At 40.3% G+C, this 15,996-nt stretch carries 11 protein-coding genes; 3 read left to right on the top strand and 8 right to left on the bottom strand.

The genetic code is table 11. From position 1 onward, the window contains the following. Positions 1-169: 169 nt before the first annotated feature. The gene (pgmB, locus tag ACQ4KW_RS07805; protein WP_430885968.1) at positions 170-814 is read right to left on the bottom strand and encodes a beta-phosphoglucomutase; all 645 of its coding nucleotides are present in this window, start codon (positions 812-814) and stop codon (positions 170-172) included. 382 nt (positions 815-1,196) lie between these two features. On the opposite strand from pgmB, the gene ACQ4KW_RS07800 reads away from it, so the two are divergent. From ACQ4KW_RS07800 to ACQ4KW_RS07790, 3 genes are all read left to right on the top strand, one after another. Beyond that, positions 1,197-3,497, top strand: coding sequence for a family 65 glycosyl hydrolase domain-containing protein (locus tag ACQ4KW_RS07800; RefSeq protein WP_430885967.1), 2,301 nt, complete (start codon positions 1,197-1,199; stop codon positions 3,495-3,497). 107 nt (positions 3,498-3,604) lie between these two features. Further along, positions 3,605-5,212 (top strand): alpha-glucan family phosphorylase, encoded by a 1,608-nt coding sequence (glgP, locus tag ACQ4KW_RS07795; RefSeq protein WP_430885966.1) that lies wholly within the window; start codon positions 3,605-3,607, stop codon positions 5,210-5,212. Between the two features lie 128 nt (positions 5,213-5,340). After that, a complete protein-coding gene (locus ACQ4KW_RS07790) occupies positions 5,341-6,471 on the top strand; it encodes a hypothetical protein (RefSeq protein ID WP_430885965.1) in 1,131 nt (376 codons plus the stop codon). A 122-nt stretch (positions 6,472-6,593) separates the two neighbouring features. Here the strand turns inward: ACQ4KW_RS07790 and ACQ4KW_RS07785 are convergent, their stop codons facing one another. The 7 genes from ACQ4KW_RS07785 to pepD all read right to left on the bottom strand — a co-directional run bounded on the left by ACQ4KW_RS07785 (position 6,594) and on the right by pepD (position 15,881). Then, a complete protein-coding gene (locus ACQ4KW_RS07785; RefSeq protein WP_430885964.1) occupies positions 6,594-7,613 on the bottom strand; it encodes a LacI family DNA-binding transcriptional regulator in 1,020 nt (339 codons plus the stop codon). 205 nt (positions 7,614-7,818) lie between these two features. Continuing rightward, a complete protein-coding gene (locus ACQ4KW_RS07780; protein WP_430885963.1) occupies positions 7,819-8,646 on the bottom strand; it encodes a carbohydrate ABC transporter permease in 828 nt (275 codons plus the stop codon). Beyond that, complete coding sequence (locus ACQ4KW_RS07775; RefSeq protein ID WP_430885962.1) at positions 8,646-9,509, bottom strand: carbohydrate ABC transporter permease; 864 nt, start codon at positions 9,507-9,509, stop codon at positions 8,646-8,648. Before ACQ4KW_RS07775 ends, ACQ4KW_RS07780 begins: the two co-directional genes overlap by 1 nt. Before the next feature lie 357 nt (positions 9,510-9,866). Then, positions 9,867-11,234, bottom strand: a complete 1,368-nt coding sequence (locus ACQ4KW_RS07770) for an ABC transporter substrate-binding protein (RefSeq protein WP_430885961.1) — start codon at positions 11,232-11,234, stop codon at positions 9,867-9,869. Positions 11,235-11,919: 685 nt separating this feature from the next. Beyond that, the gene (locus ACQ4KW_RS07765) at positions 11,920-12,957 is read right to left on the bottom strand and encodes a PucR family transcriptional regulator (RefSeq protein WP_430885960.1); all 1,038 of its coding nucleotides are present in this window, start codon (positions 12,955-12,957) and stop codon (positions 11,920-11,922) included. 224 nt (positions 12,958-13,181) lie between these two features. Continuing rightward, positions 13,182-14,279 (bottom strand): ABC transporter ATP-binding protein, encoded by a 1,098-nt coding sequence (locus ACQ4KW_RS07760; RefSeq protein WP_430885959.1) that lies wholly within the window; start codon positions 14,277-14,279, stop codon positions 13,182-13,184. A gap of 141 nt (positions 14,280-14,420) precedes the next feature. Beyond that, positions 14,421-15,881, bottom strand: a complete 1,461-nt coding sequence (gene pepD / locus ACQ4KW_RS07755; protein ID WP_430885958.1) for a beta-Ala-His dipeptidase — start codon at positions 15,879-15,881, stop codon at positions 14,421-14,423. Between the last annotated feature and the right edge of the window lie 115 nt (positions 15,882-15,996).

Below are 15,996 nucleotides of genomic sequence, written 5' to 3'. Positions count from 1 at the left end.
GAATGTCTGTAATTTTGCAAGCGCCCGAAATATAAATATTATCAGTGCATTAAAATTTTAACACAAACCGATGGAATATGTAACACCTCAAAAAAGTACTCTAGCCCAGCGATTTGATCATCCATAACGCCGAGCCAGAGTAATATTTGTGTGTGTGAAGCCAAAGGCTTTAAAGCATATTTAAATTAAACTCAGACAGGTCTTTAACCACCATGTCTGCGTCTGTAAGGACACTGGCTTCTCCAATGCCAACTGCGACCATTCCTGCTGCCTTGGCCGCTTGTAAACCAGCTACACTGTCTTCAAAGACAACACAATCTGTATAGGATAAACCCATATTGTCAGCCCCGAGGGTAAAGACTTCCGGGTCTGGTTTTGCCTTAGAAACATGGGTGCCATCCACCACTGTATCAAAATAATCTTTCAGGCCTGTGCGTTCCAGAATGAGTCCCGCATTTTTGCTTGCTGACCCAAGTGCGCATTTATAGCCATTTTCTTTCAGCATTTTCAGAAATTCAAGGGCACCTGGTAAGATTTCAGATGCATCCATTTTAGATATAAATTCAACATACCACTCATTTTTGCGGGTGGCAAGGGAAACTTTTTCTTCTTCTGAAAGCGTTTTATTCCCAAGCTCTAATATAATGTCTAAAGAAGCCATCCGACTAACCCCTTTAAGTCGTTCGTTGTCATCTTCGTTGAAACGGATATTCATTTCATCTGCTAAACGCTTCCAAGCTTTAAAGTGATATTTTGCCGTATCTACCAAAACACCATCTAAATCAAAAATATATCCTTTATATTCTTTCGCCATTGTTCTTCGCTCTCCTTTATTTTTTAAACCAATTGGTCTTCAAAACGACAAATTTTGTGTGCCAAAAATCGCCCATGTGATCTGTTTGCATTTATGAGTCATCCCATCTGTTTATAACAACACATACCTATGATAAAGATTATATCAAAGACATCGTTTGCACAGATCAATTCACAGCAAATAAAGCAAAGGGCATAAAATTGCACAAGGTCTATTGTACAGATCGTACAAAAAACATAAATCAGACCAAAAATAGGCTTGAATATAACACTTTTATATATTTTCTGGTATAATGGACGTAGCGAGTTCTATTTTTTTTATTTAATCATGCAACCGATTGCACAAACAAATTAGAAAGCAGGTGTTTGTCTTGAAATATGTAATGGAAGATCCATGGAAAATTATTGAGGACGGCTATCATCCTGAGGATAACCGTCTTTATGAAAGTCTTATGAGCCTGGGAAATGGCCACATGGGACATAGAGGCAATTTCGAAGAGGATTTTAGCGGTGATAGCCTTCAAGGCTCGTACGCTGCAGGGGTTTACTATCCAGATAAAACAAGAGTTGGCTGGTGGAAAAACGGATACCCAGAATATTTTGCCAAGGTTCTAAATGGCACTAATATTATTGGCATTCATGTTTATATCGACGGCAAGGCTGTGGATTTAGGACAAATCCAACCTAAAAATTTCACCCGTGTTCTCGATATGAAAAACGGATGTCTTGACCGATCATTTACCTACGATGTTCATGGCAAGTCTTTTGATTTCATCATTAAAAGATTCCTGAGTTATGATACGCCAGAGATTGGTGCCATTGCCTACCAGATCCATGCAAAAGATGACGCAGTAATCCAATTTGCACCATACCTTGACGGCAACGTCCACAACGAGGATGCCAACTATGATGAATTCTTTTGGGAGAATTGTTCCCAGTATTGTGGCCCAGACTACGGGACAATCACAATGTCAACAAAGAAGACTGGATTCACTGTCCATACCGCTATGAAGTCTACACTTCATTCTAAGGCAGGCCTTTTTACAGAACCAGCATCATATAAATCTGATGACAGGTATGCTGAACACCTTTATGAATCTCATGTAAAGGCGGGCGAAAGTGTTACTTTATACAAGTATTTTTCACTTGTAACTGATCGTGACCATGATATATCAAAACTAACAGCACATGGTAAGACCAAACTTGAAGAGGCTGCTGAGCTTGGTTTTGACAAATTGTACAGTGCCCATACCGACAAATGGGCTGAAATATGGAAAGAAGCCGATATAGAGATTGACGGGGATGTGGCTGCACAGCAGGGCATTCGCTTTAACATCTTCCATATGAAGCAAACCTACAATGGTGAAGACCCTCGCCTCAATATTGGACCAAAAGGCTTTACCGGCGAAAAATATGGTGGAAGCACTTACTGGGATACAGAAGCTTACTGCCTTCCCTTCTACCTATCTACAAGCCACGAGGATATTCCTAGAAACCTTCTTATCTACAGATACAAGCACCTTGACAAAGCCATTGAAAACGCATCAAAACTTGGTCTAAGGGGCGCCTTATATCCAATGGTTACAATGAACGGCGAAGAATGTCACAACGAATGGGAAATCACATTTGAAGAAATCCACCGTAATGCGGCAATCGCTTACGCTATTTTCAATTATATTCGCTACACTGGCGATGAGGCCTACCTTTCGGAATATGGACTGGAAGTTCTTCTTAACATCAGCCGATTCTGGGCAGACAGAGTCAACTATAACCCATATAAAGACTGTTACATGATGCTTGGCGTTACTGGTCCAAATGAGTACGAAAACAATGTTAACAACAACTGGTACACCAACCTTATGGCATCGTGGACTCTAGAATACAGCCTTGAAGCCCTTGATTGGGTTAAAAAGAACAGCCCGAAGCGCGCGGAAGAAGTCCTTGAAAAATATAGTTTTACTGATAGTGAATTAGAAACTTGGAAAGACATCACTGAAAAAATTTATCTGCCTGAAATTGAAGAACTGGATGTATTTGCCCAGCAAGATGGGTATATGGACAAGGAGCAGATCCTTGTATCTGAACTAAGTTCAGAAGATCTACCCCTAAACCAGAAATGGTCATGGGACAAAATTCTACGTTCTTGCTTTATTAAGCAGGCTGATGTTCTTCAAGGCATTTTCTTCCTAAGTGACAGGTATGACATTGACACAAAACGAAGAAATTTTGATTTCTATGAACCGCGCACAGTCCATGAGTCGTCCCTCTCTCCTTGTGTTTACTCAATCATCGCAGGAGAGGTTGGATACCATAACAAGGCTTATGAACTCTACCAACGTTCAGCGAGACTTGACCTTGATAACTACAACAATGATACGGACGATGGTCTTCATATCACATCCATGGCAGGTACTTGGATGTCTGTGGTTTATGGATTCGGTGGATTCAGCACATCTGATGGTGTTGCTAAATTCAACCCATTCCTGCCAAAGCAGTGGAATGCACTAAACTTCCACATGCTCTTTAGAGACAGGCTGTTGGTTGTTGGAATTGATAAGGATAATGTAACAATTGAAATGGTCTCAGGTGACCCTCTAGACATTGAAATTTATGAAAAACCATACAAACTGTCTACTGATAAACCCGTCACTGTGGCAACAGACCATAGTCGTGCTATAGACTAACTACAACTGCTCATATAACTTATTTAAAAACAGCCAGTGCACATCATTTGTGTACTGGCCTGTTTCGTATAAAGGTGGCTACGAAGTTAACAAGAGAGGTGTTGTATATGAGTAAAAAACCAGCCGTTGCTTATTTTAGCATGGAATATGCACTGGAGAATGACCTAAAACTCTACGCTGGAGGACTCGGTATTCTGGCAGGAGACTACCTAAAAGGCGCAAAAGACAACGATTATCCCATTGTGGGCATAGGCATAAAATGGAAACAAGGCTATACCCAGCAGCGTCTGGATAACGAGGGAAACGCCTATGACTGCTACCATAACTATACCTATGATTTTCTTGAAGATACAGGTGTGAAAGTCAACGTTGAAATCCGTGGCAGAAACATCGCCTGCAAAGTTTGGAAATGCGAAACGTTTGGGAATGTTCCCCTCTATCTTCTTGACACAGATCTTCCTGAGAACCCTGATCCCTGGATTACAGGACAACTTTATGGTTGGTTTGGTGAAGAAAGAGTTGCCCAGGAAATCGTACTGGGTATTGGCGGTATTCGTGCCCTGAGAGCCCTTGGAATCCATACGGATATTTACCACTTTAACGAAGGCCATGCTGTTTTTGCTGGTCTTGAACTCATTCGTGAGCATATGTCTACGGGGCTTTCCTTCAAACGTTCTGTGAAAAAAACCAAAGAAAAGGTCGTTTTCACAACCCATACCCCTGTCATACAGGGAAACGAAACACATGATATTGACCGCCTTATGTACATGGGCGCCAACAACACACTCAGCGAAAAGCAACTTGTCAAAATTGGTGGAAAGCCTTTCAACATGACTGTGGCCGCCCTAAGACTCTCTAAAATCAGCAATGGTGTTGCCGAACTTCATATGAAAACTGCCAACAAGATGTGGGCCCATATTGAAGATCGTTCGGACATCATCGGTATCACCAACGCCATACATATTCCAACTTGGGTTGACACGAGAATGATTGATCATGTCGACAAACCAGATGATTTGTGGGCACTTCATACGGAAAACAAAAATTCCCTCATAGACTTTATCAAAGAAAGAAACGGACTTGCCCTTAATCCAGAAACTTTGACCATTGGATTTTCAAGACGCGCGGCCCCATATAAACGTAGCAATTTTATTTTTTCTGATGAAAGGATCATTGCCCCACTGCTTGAGGCGGGCAAATTGCAAATTATTTTTTCCGGCAAGGCCCATCCCCTTGACGATTTGGGCAAATCTATTGTATCAAACATTGTAAAAATGACTAGGAAATATCCAGAGGCTGTGGTCTTTCTTGAAGACTACGACATGGAAATTGGTGCCATGCTCACCAGGGGGTCAGATATATGGCTCAATAACCCAAGACGGCCAAAAGAAGCCAGTGGCACCTCAGGTATGAAAGCGGCCATGAACGGTGTCCTCAACCTGTCCATCCTCGATGGCTGGTGGCCTGAAGCTTGTCGACACGGTATCAACGGCTGGCAATTTGGAGACGGTTTTGAATCAGATGATGATGCGGTTTTAGATGAACATGACTTAAAAGCCCTTTATGATGTTCTACTTAACGAGGTTATTCCAACCTATTACGATGACAAAGGCACGTGGAAAAAAATGATGCAGGCTAGCATTAAAGACACTATGGAAACATATGATGTCAAAAGAATGCTGGAGGAATACACTCAAAAGATGTATACGAGATAAGTCATAAACTAAAAAAAGCTGGTAATCTCCTCTTAATTTATTTGTAATCGCTTTGATACACCCTATACACATTTAACCATTATAATGGGGAGTATAAATGAAGCAGGAATACTCTTAGGAGGTTACATATGAAAAAAATAGCTATTGCTCTAACGGCGGCCCTCATGGTCTTGTCTCTCGCGGCATGTGATAAAACCGATCCAGACCAAGTGGATAAGACACCTATTCAAACGGAAGACTCACAAGCCGTCTCAGATGATGATAAAGGCGATGGGAATGATACATCTGAAACAGAGGAAACTGACATAGATTCTGAGTCTGATGAAAGCACAACCGATGATGATCAGGAGACGTCAGATTTAGACGCAGACGAAAAACCAAGTCTTTCAAAACTTTCAGATGAAAAGGCCATGGATGCTTACAAAGAAATGATTGAGCGTTTTGAGGCCGAATCCCCTGTGGATACATATGATGACGTTTTGGCCTTATTGCCAAGGCTACCTGAAAATATTTCTAGTATAATGTTTGCTAAGTTTGACAAGTATATGGAATCATGGTCAATAAACTATTCCGACCAAATATACTTTGAAGATGGTCCTATGTCAAAACTGGACGTTTCACTGGGCAAGGCCTATGACTACACAGCAGACACCTATGACCTCAGTAAAATTGATAATGAAACACATAAAGCCATTTTGAAAAGTTTATTTGACAACGGATTCAAATTTGTATGGCTAGAGGGCAGTCCTTATCCAACAGTTGACTACTCCCATTTGAAAAGCTTAAGTGAAAAAGTACCTGAAGAAGTCATGGCCTTTGTTCTTGTTATGTCCACGGAAACGGAACAGATCACAGCCGCAGACGCCGGCCTAGTGATTGGATGGAACGAGCTCGCTAAAAGAGCTGTTCAAACAGAAAGCGCCATGAAAATTATTGAAAACGAGGACTTGTACTCGAAATTAGAAGGTCTATACCGTTTTTACAGCCAATCCTATTTGCTTGGTCTTAACAACACACCTGTGGTGAACTGGGATGATAACACCCTTCTTGATCCTGTGCGTCAAAGTTACGAGACAACGCTTGAGAAATATCCCAAAAGCGAACTGAGTAAGATACTCGTGAAGTACATGGAAACCTTGGAAACCTATGACTATACCCTTCCATATGAAGATCAAGAGGCTTTCCAATCAATCGTTAAGCTGCAATCTGAGTGGATTGATGAAGCGGCAAATAATCTCCACAAACATCATAATCATTAAGTTCAACTCAATAAGTCTATGAAAATAAAAAGCCTTAAAATATGAAATCATATTTTAAGGCTTACTTTTTTTATACAATTTTTGAAGCGTCTTACTCCAAAAGAAAATTAGAACGGATGCATTTATCCCTTTGCTGGGGCACTACTTTTTGTGGATTCTCTTTCCACAAGACGTGTGCCCACAATATAATGATTGAGGACATTCTCAATGCCCTTCAAGCTGTTAATAAGAAGCTTTGCCGCTTGGTATCCTAATGACTCAGCATCAATGTCAACACTGCTCAGACTCGGTGTTTGATATTCTCCCAGTGGGATATTATTAAAGCCAACAACTTTCGTCTTCATGCCGTGTTCATGGACATACCGGTTTACACCGATCGCTAAAAAATCATCCGTTGTGACGACAGCATCTGGTTCTGCTTTTTCAATTATTTTACCCATGGCCTCATAACCATGCTCAATGGTCAAGTCAGACATTTCATAAATGTCTTCATCTTTAACAGGCAAACCCCTTACTTCCATAGCTCTTTTGAAGCCTTCTAAACGGTCCCTTGAATAATTCATATTTAGTGGCCCGCCAACAAATGTAATCTTGGCGCACCCCTTTTGTATCAGATGGTTTACTACATTATAGGTTGCCTGGAAGTTGTCGTTATCAACCCACAAAACATCATCTGTCACTCCAGGTCGTCCTACCACGACAAAAGGAAATCCAGTGGATTTTAAATAGTCAATACACTTGTCATCTTCCTGAACAGAGAGCAAAACAACGCCATCAACCCATTTGCTTTGAATGAAGTCTTCAATAAAATGAACTTCTTCATCTGGGTTGGCGCTATAAGTGTACATAATACGGTAGCCCTTCTTCTGTGCGTATAGGCTTATGCCACGCATAACCTCAATGAAGAATGGGTTTTTAAACAGATTCTCATCCGTACTTGGAAGTATCAGCCCGAGTGTTTGGGTGGACTGGTTTGCCAAGCTTCTTGCAATTGCATTTGGTCTGTAGTTAAGTTCTTCCATTGCTTCATAGACAATACGTTTTGTCGCATCACTAATGCGTGGATTGTTTGCGATAACTCTTGAAACTGTTGATGGCGACACATTCGCCAACTTCGCCACGTCTTTTATTGTGACTGCCATAATACACACTTCCTTCAGTAACTGATGTTTCACGGATTTAACCGGCGCTATCATAATATCATACTGGTCCTGGATTATCCACGCTATTTAAACATGAAGTCACCAGGTAAGTGGTCAGTGAATAAATATTAATGGAGTAAAGAATCTTGCACGGTCACCCCTTGCAAGATTCTTATGTTTGTCAAATGAACTTACGAATCCAAACCTACTTGATTGAGCCTTGTGCAATTCCTTTAACAATATGCTTCTGTGCAAAGAAATAGAATATTATAATTGGAATCATACTAATTGTAAGACCAGCCAAAGCCAGATGCCACTTTTTACTGAACTGTCCGAAGAAGAAGAACATTTTCAGTGGTATGGTGTGCCACTCTGGTCTGTTAATAACGAGCTGTGGCAAGAGGAAGTCATTCCAAATCCACATAACATTAAGTATACTCACGGTCACAGTGATTGGCTTTAATAAAGGCAGTACAATGTACCAGTAAGTCTGAAATTTATTACAACCATCAATAAGGGCCGCTTCTTCAAGTGCGACTGGAATCCCTTTTATAAATCCGTGATACATAATAATGGCAAGGCTTGATCCGAATCCAAGATACATAAATATTAAGCCACCTGGATTTAGAAAACCAATCTTACCCATGAGGTTGATCAGGGGCAACATCACAGACTGGAAAGGAATGAGCATGGCCGCAGCAAACATAAAATACATGGCCATGGATATTTTTGAATGCGTTCTTACCAGCATCCAGGCTGCCATTGAAGCAAAGATAATAATTAGAACTGTACTCACCGAAGTGATCATAAGGGAGTTAAAGAATGACTTTACAAAATCAAGTCTTTCAAATGCCTCCACATAGTTTTGTGGGCTAAAATACTCTCCAAAAGGCAGACTTGTAATCCCTACAAATATACCTTTTTGTGTCTTTAGTGAGTTGGTAGCAACAATATAAAATGGAGACAGGAATAAGACTGCAAGCAACCATGATACTGTTCCTACAATTATTTTTCTTCTTTTTTCATGAGGCATTACATCTCCACCTCCCTCTTCTTAGTAAAGTAGATTTGTGTGAGTGTAATAACTGCAACTGCAATTAGGAAAATAACCGCCTTTGCCTGGGCATACCCAAACTGATTTCGTGCAAAGGCTGTCTGATAAATATTCAAAGCAAGCATTTCTGTTGATCCGTATGGACCCCCTCTTGTTAAGGCCAAGTTTTGGTCAAAAAGCTTGAATGAGTTTGACAAGGACAAGAAAAGACCGATTGTAAATGCGGGCATAACCATTGGAATTGTTATGTTAAGAAGTCTTTGCCAAGCATTTGCACCATCTATTTTCGCCGCTTCATTTAAAGACTCAGGAATACTTTGTATTGCAGCAATATAAATAATCATCATATAGCCAGACATCTGCCAAGACATTAGGATGACAAGTCCCCAAAATCCAGTCCCCGTTGTTGAAAGCCAACCTTCAAAAAACGGAATGCCCCAGTGACTACCAAAAGCATCGAATGCTTTTGTGAAAATGAACTGCCATACAAAACCTAAGATCAGACCGCCAATTAGGTTTGGCATGAAGAAAATACTTCTTTGAATATTAGCGCCTTTGAGACCTTGAGTTACAAGTAACGCAAGACCAAAGCCAATTGCATTAATCGCCACAACCGATACGGCAGCGAATTTTGCTGTGAATTTAAATGAGTTTATAAACTCTTCGTCCTGAAATGCACGAATGTAGTTATCGAGGCCAACCAAATTGACATCATTTGAAATGCCATTCCACTCTGCAAAAGAGAAGTAAAACCCTCTTAGCATAGGAATGATAACCACTGTTAAAAATGCAAGCAGGATCGGTCCAACAAATAACCAGAACCAAAACCTTGATTTCTTCATTGCTTCCTCCCAATATCATTTTCAAAATGTGGTCCGTCAGAGTACTCCATAGTTTGAGCAAAGCTCATGTCTATTCTATACGCAAGTTCCGATTGCTTTATCATGCCATAATAAGGACATGTATTATTCCGATTTAAATCATGTGTCATGAAGTGTGCGAGTTCTTCTTTTAGACACAATGGTATCTCTTAATACACACATTAATACTTATGAATAATTGCTTTATATAATCTGTATGGTAACTTTTTTATGTTTGATTTCACTTTCAATTCTCATTTCATTAAATAAGCGCTTGCATATTTGTTTGCAAACCAAGCTTTAGAAAATAAGAGGGGGAGATCACTCCCCCAATTTTTCTTATCTCATTTCATTCCATTTTGCTTTTACTGTTTCAACAACTTCTTCCCAAGTCGCAGCACCAGCATAGTACTTCTGTACTTGCTCACCTAGAATACCCATGCCCCAATCTGTTGGGTAGCCCATGAATACCCATGGCATAGTGCGACCTTCGTTAGCATACATCATAATGTCTTGTGCTAGAGGATCAGCTGGTTGAACATCATCATAACCTGATAGAGGCGGGATGAAGAACATTTCGTTCACAACCAGTTTCTTACCTTCATCAGAAGTGTACAGCCAGTTTAGGAAGTCTTTTGCCGCTGCTTTGTCAGCATCTGGCGCACCACTGTTGATTGACCAGTACATAGGAACACCAATTGCGATAGAATCTTCTCTTACACCCTTCATAGGAAGTGGTAAGAAACCAAGATTATCTGCTACATTTTGATCAATGCCTGCAACGCCACCGTAGATCCAGTTACCTTGCTGAATCACAGCAACACGTTCAATTGCAATACCTTCGTCAACTTGAGTTGCATAGTCGACAGAGTTCATTTTTGCCTTGTTGTCTGCATTTGCAGAGTAATCTGCCATTAGGTCAAGATATGCCTTGTAAGCGTCTGCATACTTAAATTCAATGTTTTCAGCATCATAAGCTTCTAATGAACTTTCAAATTCATTTGCGAAAGCGCCGTTTGATGCATGAAGACCAGTGACCCATGTTTCCGCTGCTGCAAAAGAAACTGGTGCTTCAAGCAGTGGGAATTCGTCTTCTAGCTCACCAGATTCAATCTTTGTTTTGATTGTCTTTAGAGCCGCTTCGAATTCATCAAATGTATCGATTGAAGATGCATCTACACCTGCAGCTTCAAAAATTGCTTTGTTGTATGCAAGACCGTAGCCTTCAATGTTATAAGGTAGACCATAAACAGCGCCGTCTACAGTTACGCCTGAAGCAACGCCATCAAGAACCTTGTCAGCCCATGGTGCGTCTGATAGATCTTCAAGTCTGCCCATCCAGTCTGATACATCCTGTGGACCACCAACATTGTAGATGTCTGGTTCGTTGCCTGATTGGAACTGTGCACGAAGTGCTGCACCATAATCATCGCCGCCACCAACTGTTTGAAGATTGATCTTCACGTTTGGATTTTCAGCTTCATAAAGTTCTACTGCTTTTTCTAGAGCTTCAACGATTTCAACTTTGAACTGGAAAATGTCAACTTCCACCATTTCGTCAGATGAAGTGTCATCCATAGGCTCTTCTGTTGTTTCTGAAGGCGTCTCAGCTGGTTGATCTGCTGGAGCCTCTGGAGCTGATGAACAACCTGCAAGCATGGAAACTGCAAGTGCCATCACCATAAGAAGACTTAAAAACTTTTTCATTAAATTCCCCTCCGTAAAATTTTATCTTCGAGGTAAGCATATGTAACCCCTTTCAAGTCTCTGTGCAACTTTAAATAAGTAAAAACACAGCATCATAGAATGAAATGGGATTTTGCACCTCGTTGTGCATACGTTTGCACAAGTGGGTAAAAAAATATGGCTTGTTGCAAGATCATTTTAACATAATCGCAATAAAAACGTCAACAAAATAGCAGAAAAAATCGATTTCCTTGAAAATTGCACGAAAAACTTGTGCAAACGATAGCGCAACTTTGACTCAAAATCAAGACCACTTGGTGCAATATATCTGAATATATTCCAGTAACTCACTTGCCGTTTTTGTACCCGCCTTCCTCAAATAAAGTCTTTTAGCAAATCCGTTCAATAAATGAAATGAAGATCCATTCAACTTTTATTTTTCAATCATTTCCTTATGATTCTTTCAATTTAGTCATAAGAAAACCCAGAATAATTAGGCACTCTTATCTATGGTCGCCTAATTATCTGGGTTCGGACGCTTGAAAAATTATAGATCTAAGCCCTCGTCATACCATCTATAAAATTATTGATTCTTAAAATTCTATAGATGGTATGACGAGGGCTCTTGAATGACATTTTACAAGTTGCTCGGTTGAGTATTCTTCATGAAGTTTATCGTAACTATTGTTTCAGGGTCGAATTCGTATTATAGAGTCTCTTGGTAATCTCCCAACCTCCAAATGAGCATAAGCATGAAGAATTGAATGGCATCATCAAAAGATCTTAAATCCAGGCCTGCAAGTTTTTCTATTTTATTGAGCCTGTAAATGAGTGTGTTCCTATGCACATACAACTGTCTTGATGTTTCGGTGATATTAAGATCGTTTTCAAAGAACCGAATGGCTGTTTGAATCAGTTCCTCATCCTGCACAAGGTCTTTAAAAACTGCACCATAATCATCAAAATACCTTTGTCTTGCATCTTCGTCGATTTCACTGACAAGGTGATAAATCATCATTTGGTCATAGAAATACAGGCTGTCCTCTTGGCCAAGCTTTTCCCCGATCATTAAGGCTGTTTTTGCACTTTTATAAGACTTGTGCAACATTTCAAAGCCCCCTACAGCCTTTCCCACACTAGCCTTAGCCGGTATTAAAAGTTCTGTATTCAGCTCTGAGATAATGGCTTGCAAGTTTTCACGAATGTCTTCTTTCGCTTGAGTAATGAGGACCATGTGGTTTCTGTCAACTTCAACACTAAAGGCTTCACTAAAGATGTTTTCACAAACAACCTTAATTTCCTCCGAGTGTGCGCCTTTGTGATCAACAATCATTACATTTAGATAGTCTGTGTTTTTAAGACCCGCCTCTTCAAGGTCTTCCGGGGTATAGGTATCCCCTGACTGTTCGAAAAGCAGCCCCCTTAAGACTGTTGTTTTATCCAGCTCCTTATGTTCTTTTTTAAACATAATCCGGATAAGGTTCATAGCCCCTCGAGCGGCTTCATCTCCTCCTAGAAGAGCAATATAGTATGTATTCACTCCCATGCTGGCTCCCACTGAAATCCACTGAAAATTGCCGGTGACCACGATGTCCCCACTGGGAATTTCAGGCACTTCAATTTGCTCACCTATTTTTTCATGGTTGTTTGCATCAATACATTTTCCCTGATAATCAAAAAGATACACTGGCCATTTAATGCTTTTTTGAACTTCAGCAAACCGCTGTCTTATTTCGAAATCCATTATTTGACCTCCCCTGTCGCCCAAGTCTGTCGCCCAAGTCACTTCATAATTTTTATCATTACAACCGTAAAAAATAACCGTAAAAACTAGAGTCAGACGTGAGCCTGACTCTAGTTTAAGTCTTATATTTCATGTGTAGAGCATGAATAGAGTCTTCAGTAACCGCTTCTCTTTGTCTCTATTCAGTATAACTCAATAATTCTTAAATTTCTATCAAGTGGATTCTATCCAAATATAATGGACTGTTCTGTTTCCTTGTCAAATAAATGAATTTTATCTGGCGCAAATGAGAATTTCACGCCATCACCAATTTTAAGACCTGCGTCTGGGTCAACTCTACCAATGAGTTCTTTGTTACCAGTGGCAATATAAAGAATCAGTTCAGCACCAAGAAGCTCAGTAACAGTGACCTTACCTTCAACTTTTGGACCCTCTCCACCTAGATGGATGTGCTCTGGTCTGATGCCCACAACAACTTCTTTGCCAATATAGCCTTTGTTTTTAGCTATATCACCACGTTCTTTAGACAGCTCAACAGGGGTTCCGTTCACTTCAAGATAAATGCGTCCGCCATCTTCTTTGACAACACCGTCAAGGAAGTTCATTTGTGGTGCACCAATGAAGCCCGCAACAAACATATTGACTGGCTGGTCGTAAATTGTACTCGGCTTATCAACCTGTTGAATTTCACCAGCATTCATAACGCAGATACGCGTTCCCATTGTCATTGCTTCAGTCTGGTCATGTGTTACATATATAAAGGTTGTAGACAGCTCATGGTGTAGTTTGATGAGTTCAGAACGCATCTGTACACGTAGCTTGGCATCTAGATTCGATAGGGGTTCATCCATTAGGAATACTTTGGGGTTACGAACGATCGCACGGCCTAGGGCCACACGCTGTCGTTGTCCACCAGAAAGCTGTTTTGGCTTTCTATCAAGAAGCTGTTCTATACCAAGAATCTGAGCAGCATTTTTTACACGCTGGTCTATTTCTGACTTGGATTGTTTCCTAAGTTTAAGACCAAAGGCCATATTGTCATAGACAGTCATATGTGGGTATAGGGCGTAATTCTGGAATACCATTGCAATATCTCGATCTTTAGGTGGTACATCGTTGACCACTTTATCACCAATAAAAAGTTCTCCGTTTGTGATTTCTTCAAGACCGGCGATCATTCGAAGCGTTGTTGTTTTACCACATCCTGACGGACCGACTAAAACCATAAACTCTTTGTCTTCAATGTCTAGTGCAACATCCTTCGCGGCATGAAAACCATTGGGATAGATCTTATTAATTTTATTAAGCTTTAATTCTGCCATTTAAAGTCCCTCCATTGTCTTAATGCTGAATGATAAATGCCTCGATTCAGCAATTCACTATAATCATTATAAGACAATGTCATTAAATCGACTATTCGCAGATGTCACAAAATAGAACTGTAATTATGGACAAAGTGACAATTACTCAGTCATTTGTTTTAAAATGTACTGAAATAGCCCCCATGTTCTTCGCACCGATGAAACACTCATGGCTTCATTTGGAGTATGCGCATCAAATATATCCGGTCCGAAGGATATCATTTCTATTGGTGGTTCATGCTTTCTTTGATTGAGTTTTTTTGCAAGTATAGAGCATTCAAGACCAGCATGAATGGATCGCATGATTGGTGCCTCACCAAACTGATCTGTATAGGCATCCTTAAATATTCTTCTTAAATGGTTGTCTCCGTCGTCATTCCACGCAGGATAAGTGTTTACCACTTGAAATTTTGCCCCTATTAGCTTAGAAAGGGTTTTTATTCTTTCAACGGCAAAATCAAGTCTTTCTTCTGTAATGCCTCGTATGGACATTTTAATAAGAGCCTTGTCTTCATAGACTCTTAAAGAGCCAATATTTAATGATGTATCAATTAATTCAGAAGACCTTTCACTCACTACGTTCACACCATTTGGTATGGATATGAGTAGATCCATTAACCCTTCTGCCGTATTGACTTCAAGGACGGATACCTTGCTGTCAAGAGGACAAATATCAAACTCAATTTGATAGTGTTCTTCATTTAAGAATCCATCCAGGAATTCTTTTATTGAAATCATTTTTTCCTTCAAGCTTGTCACTGAGTCATGGGGCACGGCCAACCTGAGCTCTCCATAATGGGGAATGACATTATACTTTTCTCCAGCACTCATTGAAATCAGTGAGATGGGCATTTCTTCTGACAATTTCTTATAAATGATGGCCAACATTTGTACAGCATTGCCCCGATTCAGATGAATGTTAAGCCCTGAGTGTCCCCCTTTTAAACCATAAACTTTTATGAAGACTTGAACATCATGTTCGTGTTCAACCTTCTCAAGGGGCAATTCGACTTTCACACGTTGCTCTCCTGCACAGCCAATGATGAACTCGCCTTCTGATTCAGAGTCCATATTGATAAGGTAACGCCCATATAGACCACTTACATCAAGCTCTCTTGCACCGACAAGACCCGCTTGTTCCTGAACTGTGAATATCACTTCTAGGGGCGGGTGAGCAATTTTGTCACTTTCAAGAAGGGCCAAGTAGAAAGCCATGGCTATTCCGTTGTCAGACCCCAAAGCAGTCTGGTTGGCAACGATGAGATCACCTGAAAGACTCATTTCAATAGGATCTTTAGTAAAATCATGATTTGAAGCCCTGTCTTTGATACATAGCATGTCCATATGCCCCTGGAGAATTATGGGTGTTACGGCCTCGTAGCCCTGACTGCCACTCTTTTTAATAATCACATTGCCTATTTCATCTTTTATAGCCTCGAGGCCATTTTTCTGAGCAAAATCCACGACGTAATTTGCAATCGATTCTTCATCACCAGTACATCGAGGGATTTGGCTTATTTCTTTAAAAAGTTCGAAAATTCGAACCGGCTCAATTTTTCTCATTTTTGCACCCCGTTTCTTTTGATGTATTCTACCCGCTTTCACCTGGCTTTACCAAATTAATCGACATCTTCTTATAGAATTGCCCTTTTGGTCAGAATATATTGACAATTTTCCC

Source organism: Tianxiuia mixotrophica, from assembly GCF_050596425.1.
Classification (GTDB): Bacteria; Bacillota; Clostridia; order Peptostreptococcales; family Acidaminobacteraceae.
Note: the sequence above shows the minus strand (reverse complement) of the source record. Positions and strands in the feature narration are given on the sequence as shown.

Coding starts and splice junctions, on each gene's coding strand:
- pepD (WP_430885958.1), bottom strand. CDS start 15,881: ATGAGAAAAATTGAGCCGGTTCGAATTTTCGAACTTTTTAAAGAAATA.
- ACQ4KW_RS07760 (WP_430885959.1), bottom strand. CDS start 14,279: ATGGCAGAATTAAAGCTTAATAAAATTAATAAGATCTATCCCAATGGT.
- ACQ4KW_RS07765 (WP_430885960.1), bottom strand. CDS start 12,957: ATGGATTTCGAAATAAGACAGCGGTTTGCTGAAGTTCAAAAAAGCATT.
- ACQ4KW_RS07780 (WP_430885963.1), bottom strand. CDS start 8,646: ATGCCTCATGAAAAAAGAAGAAAAATAATTGTAGGAACAGTATCATGG.
- ACQ4KW_RS07770 (WP_430885961.1), bottom strand. CDS start 11,234: ATGAAAAAGTTTTTAAGTCTTCTTATGGTGATGGCACTTGCAGTTTCC.
- ACQ4KW_RS07800 (WP_430885967.1), top strand. CDS start 1,197: ATGGAAGATCCATGGAAAATTATTGAGGACGGCTATCATCCTGAGGAT.
- ACQ4KW_RS07785 (WP_430885964.1), bottom strand. CDS start 7,613: ATGGCAGTCACAATAAAAGACGTGGCGAAGTTGGCGAATGTGTCGCCA.
- ACQ4KW_RS07775 (WP_430885962.1), bottom strand. CDS start 9,509: ATGAAGAAATCAAGGTTTTGGTTCTGGTTATTTGTTGGACCGATCCTG.
- pgmB (WP_430885968.1), bottom strand. CDS start 814: ATGGCGAAAGAATATAAAGGATATATTTTTGATTTAGATGGTGTTTTG.
- glgP (WP_430885966.1), top strand. CDS start 3,605: ATGAGTAAAAAACCAGCCGTTGCTTATTTTAGCATGGAATATGCACTG.
- ACQ4KW_RS07790 (WP_430885965.1), top strand. CDS start 5,341: ATGAAAAAAATAGCTATTGCTCTAACGGCGGCCCTCATGGTCTTGTCT.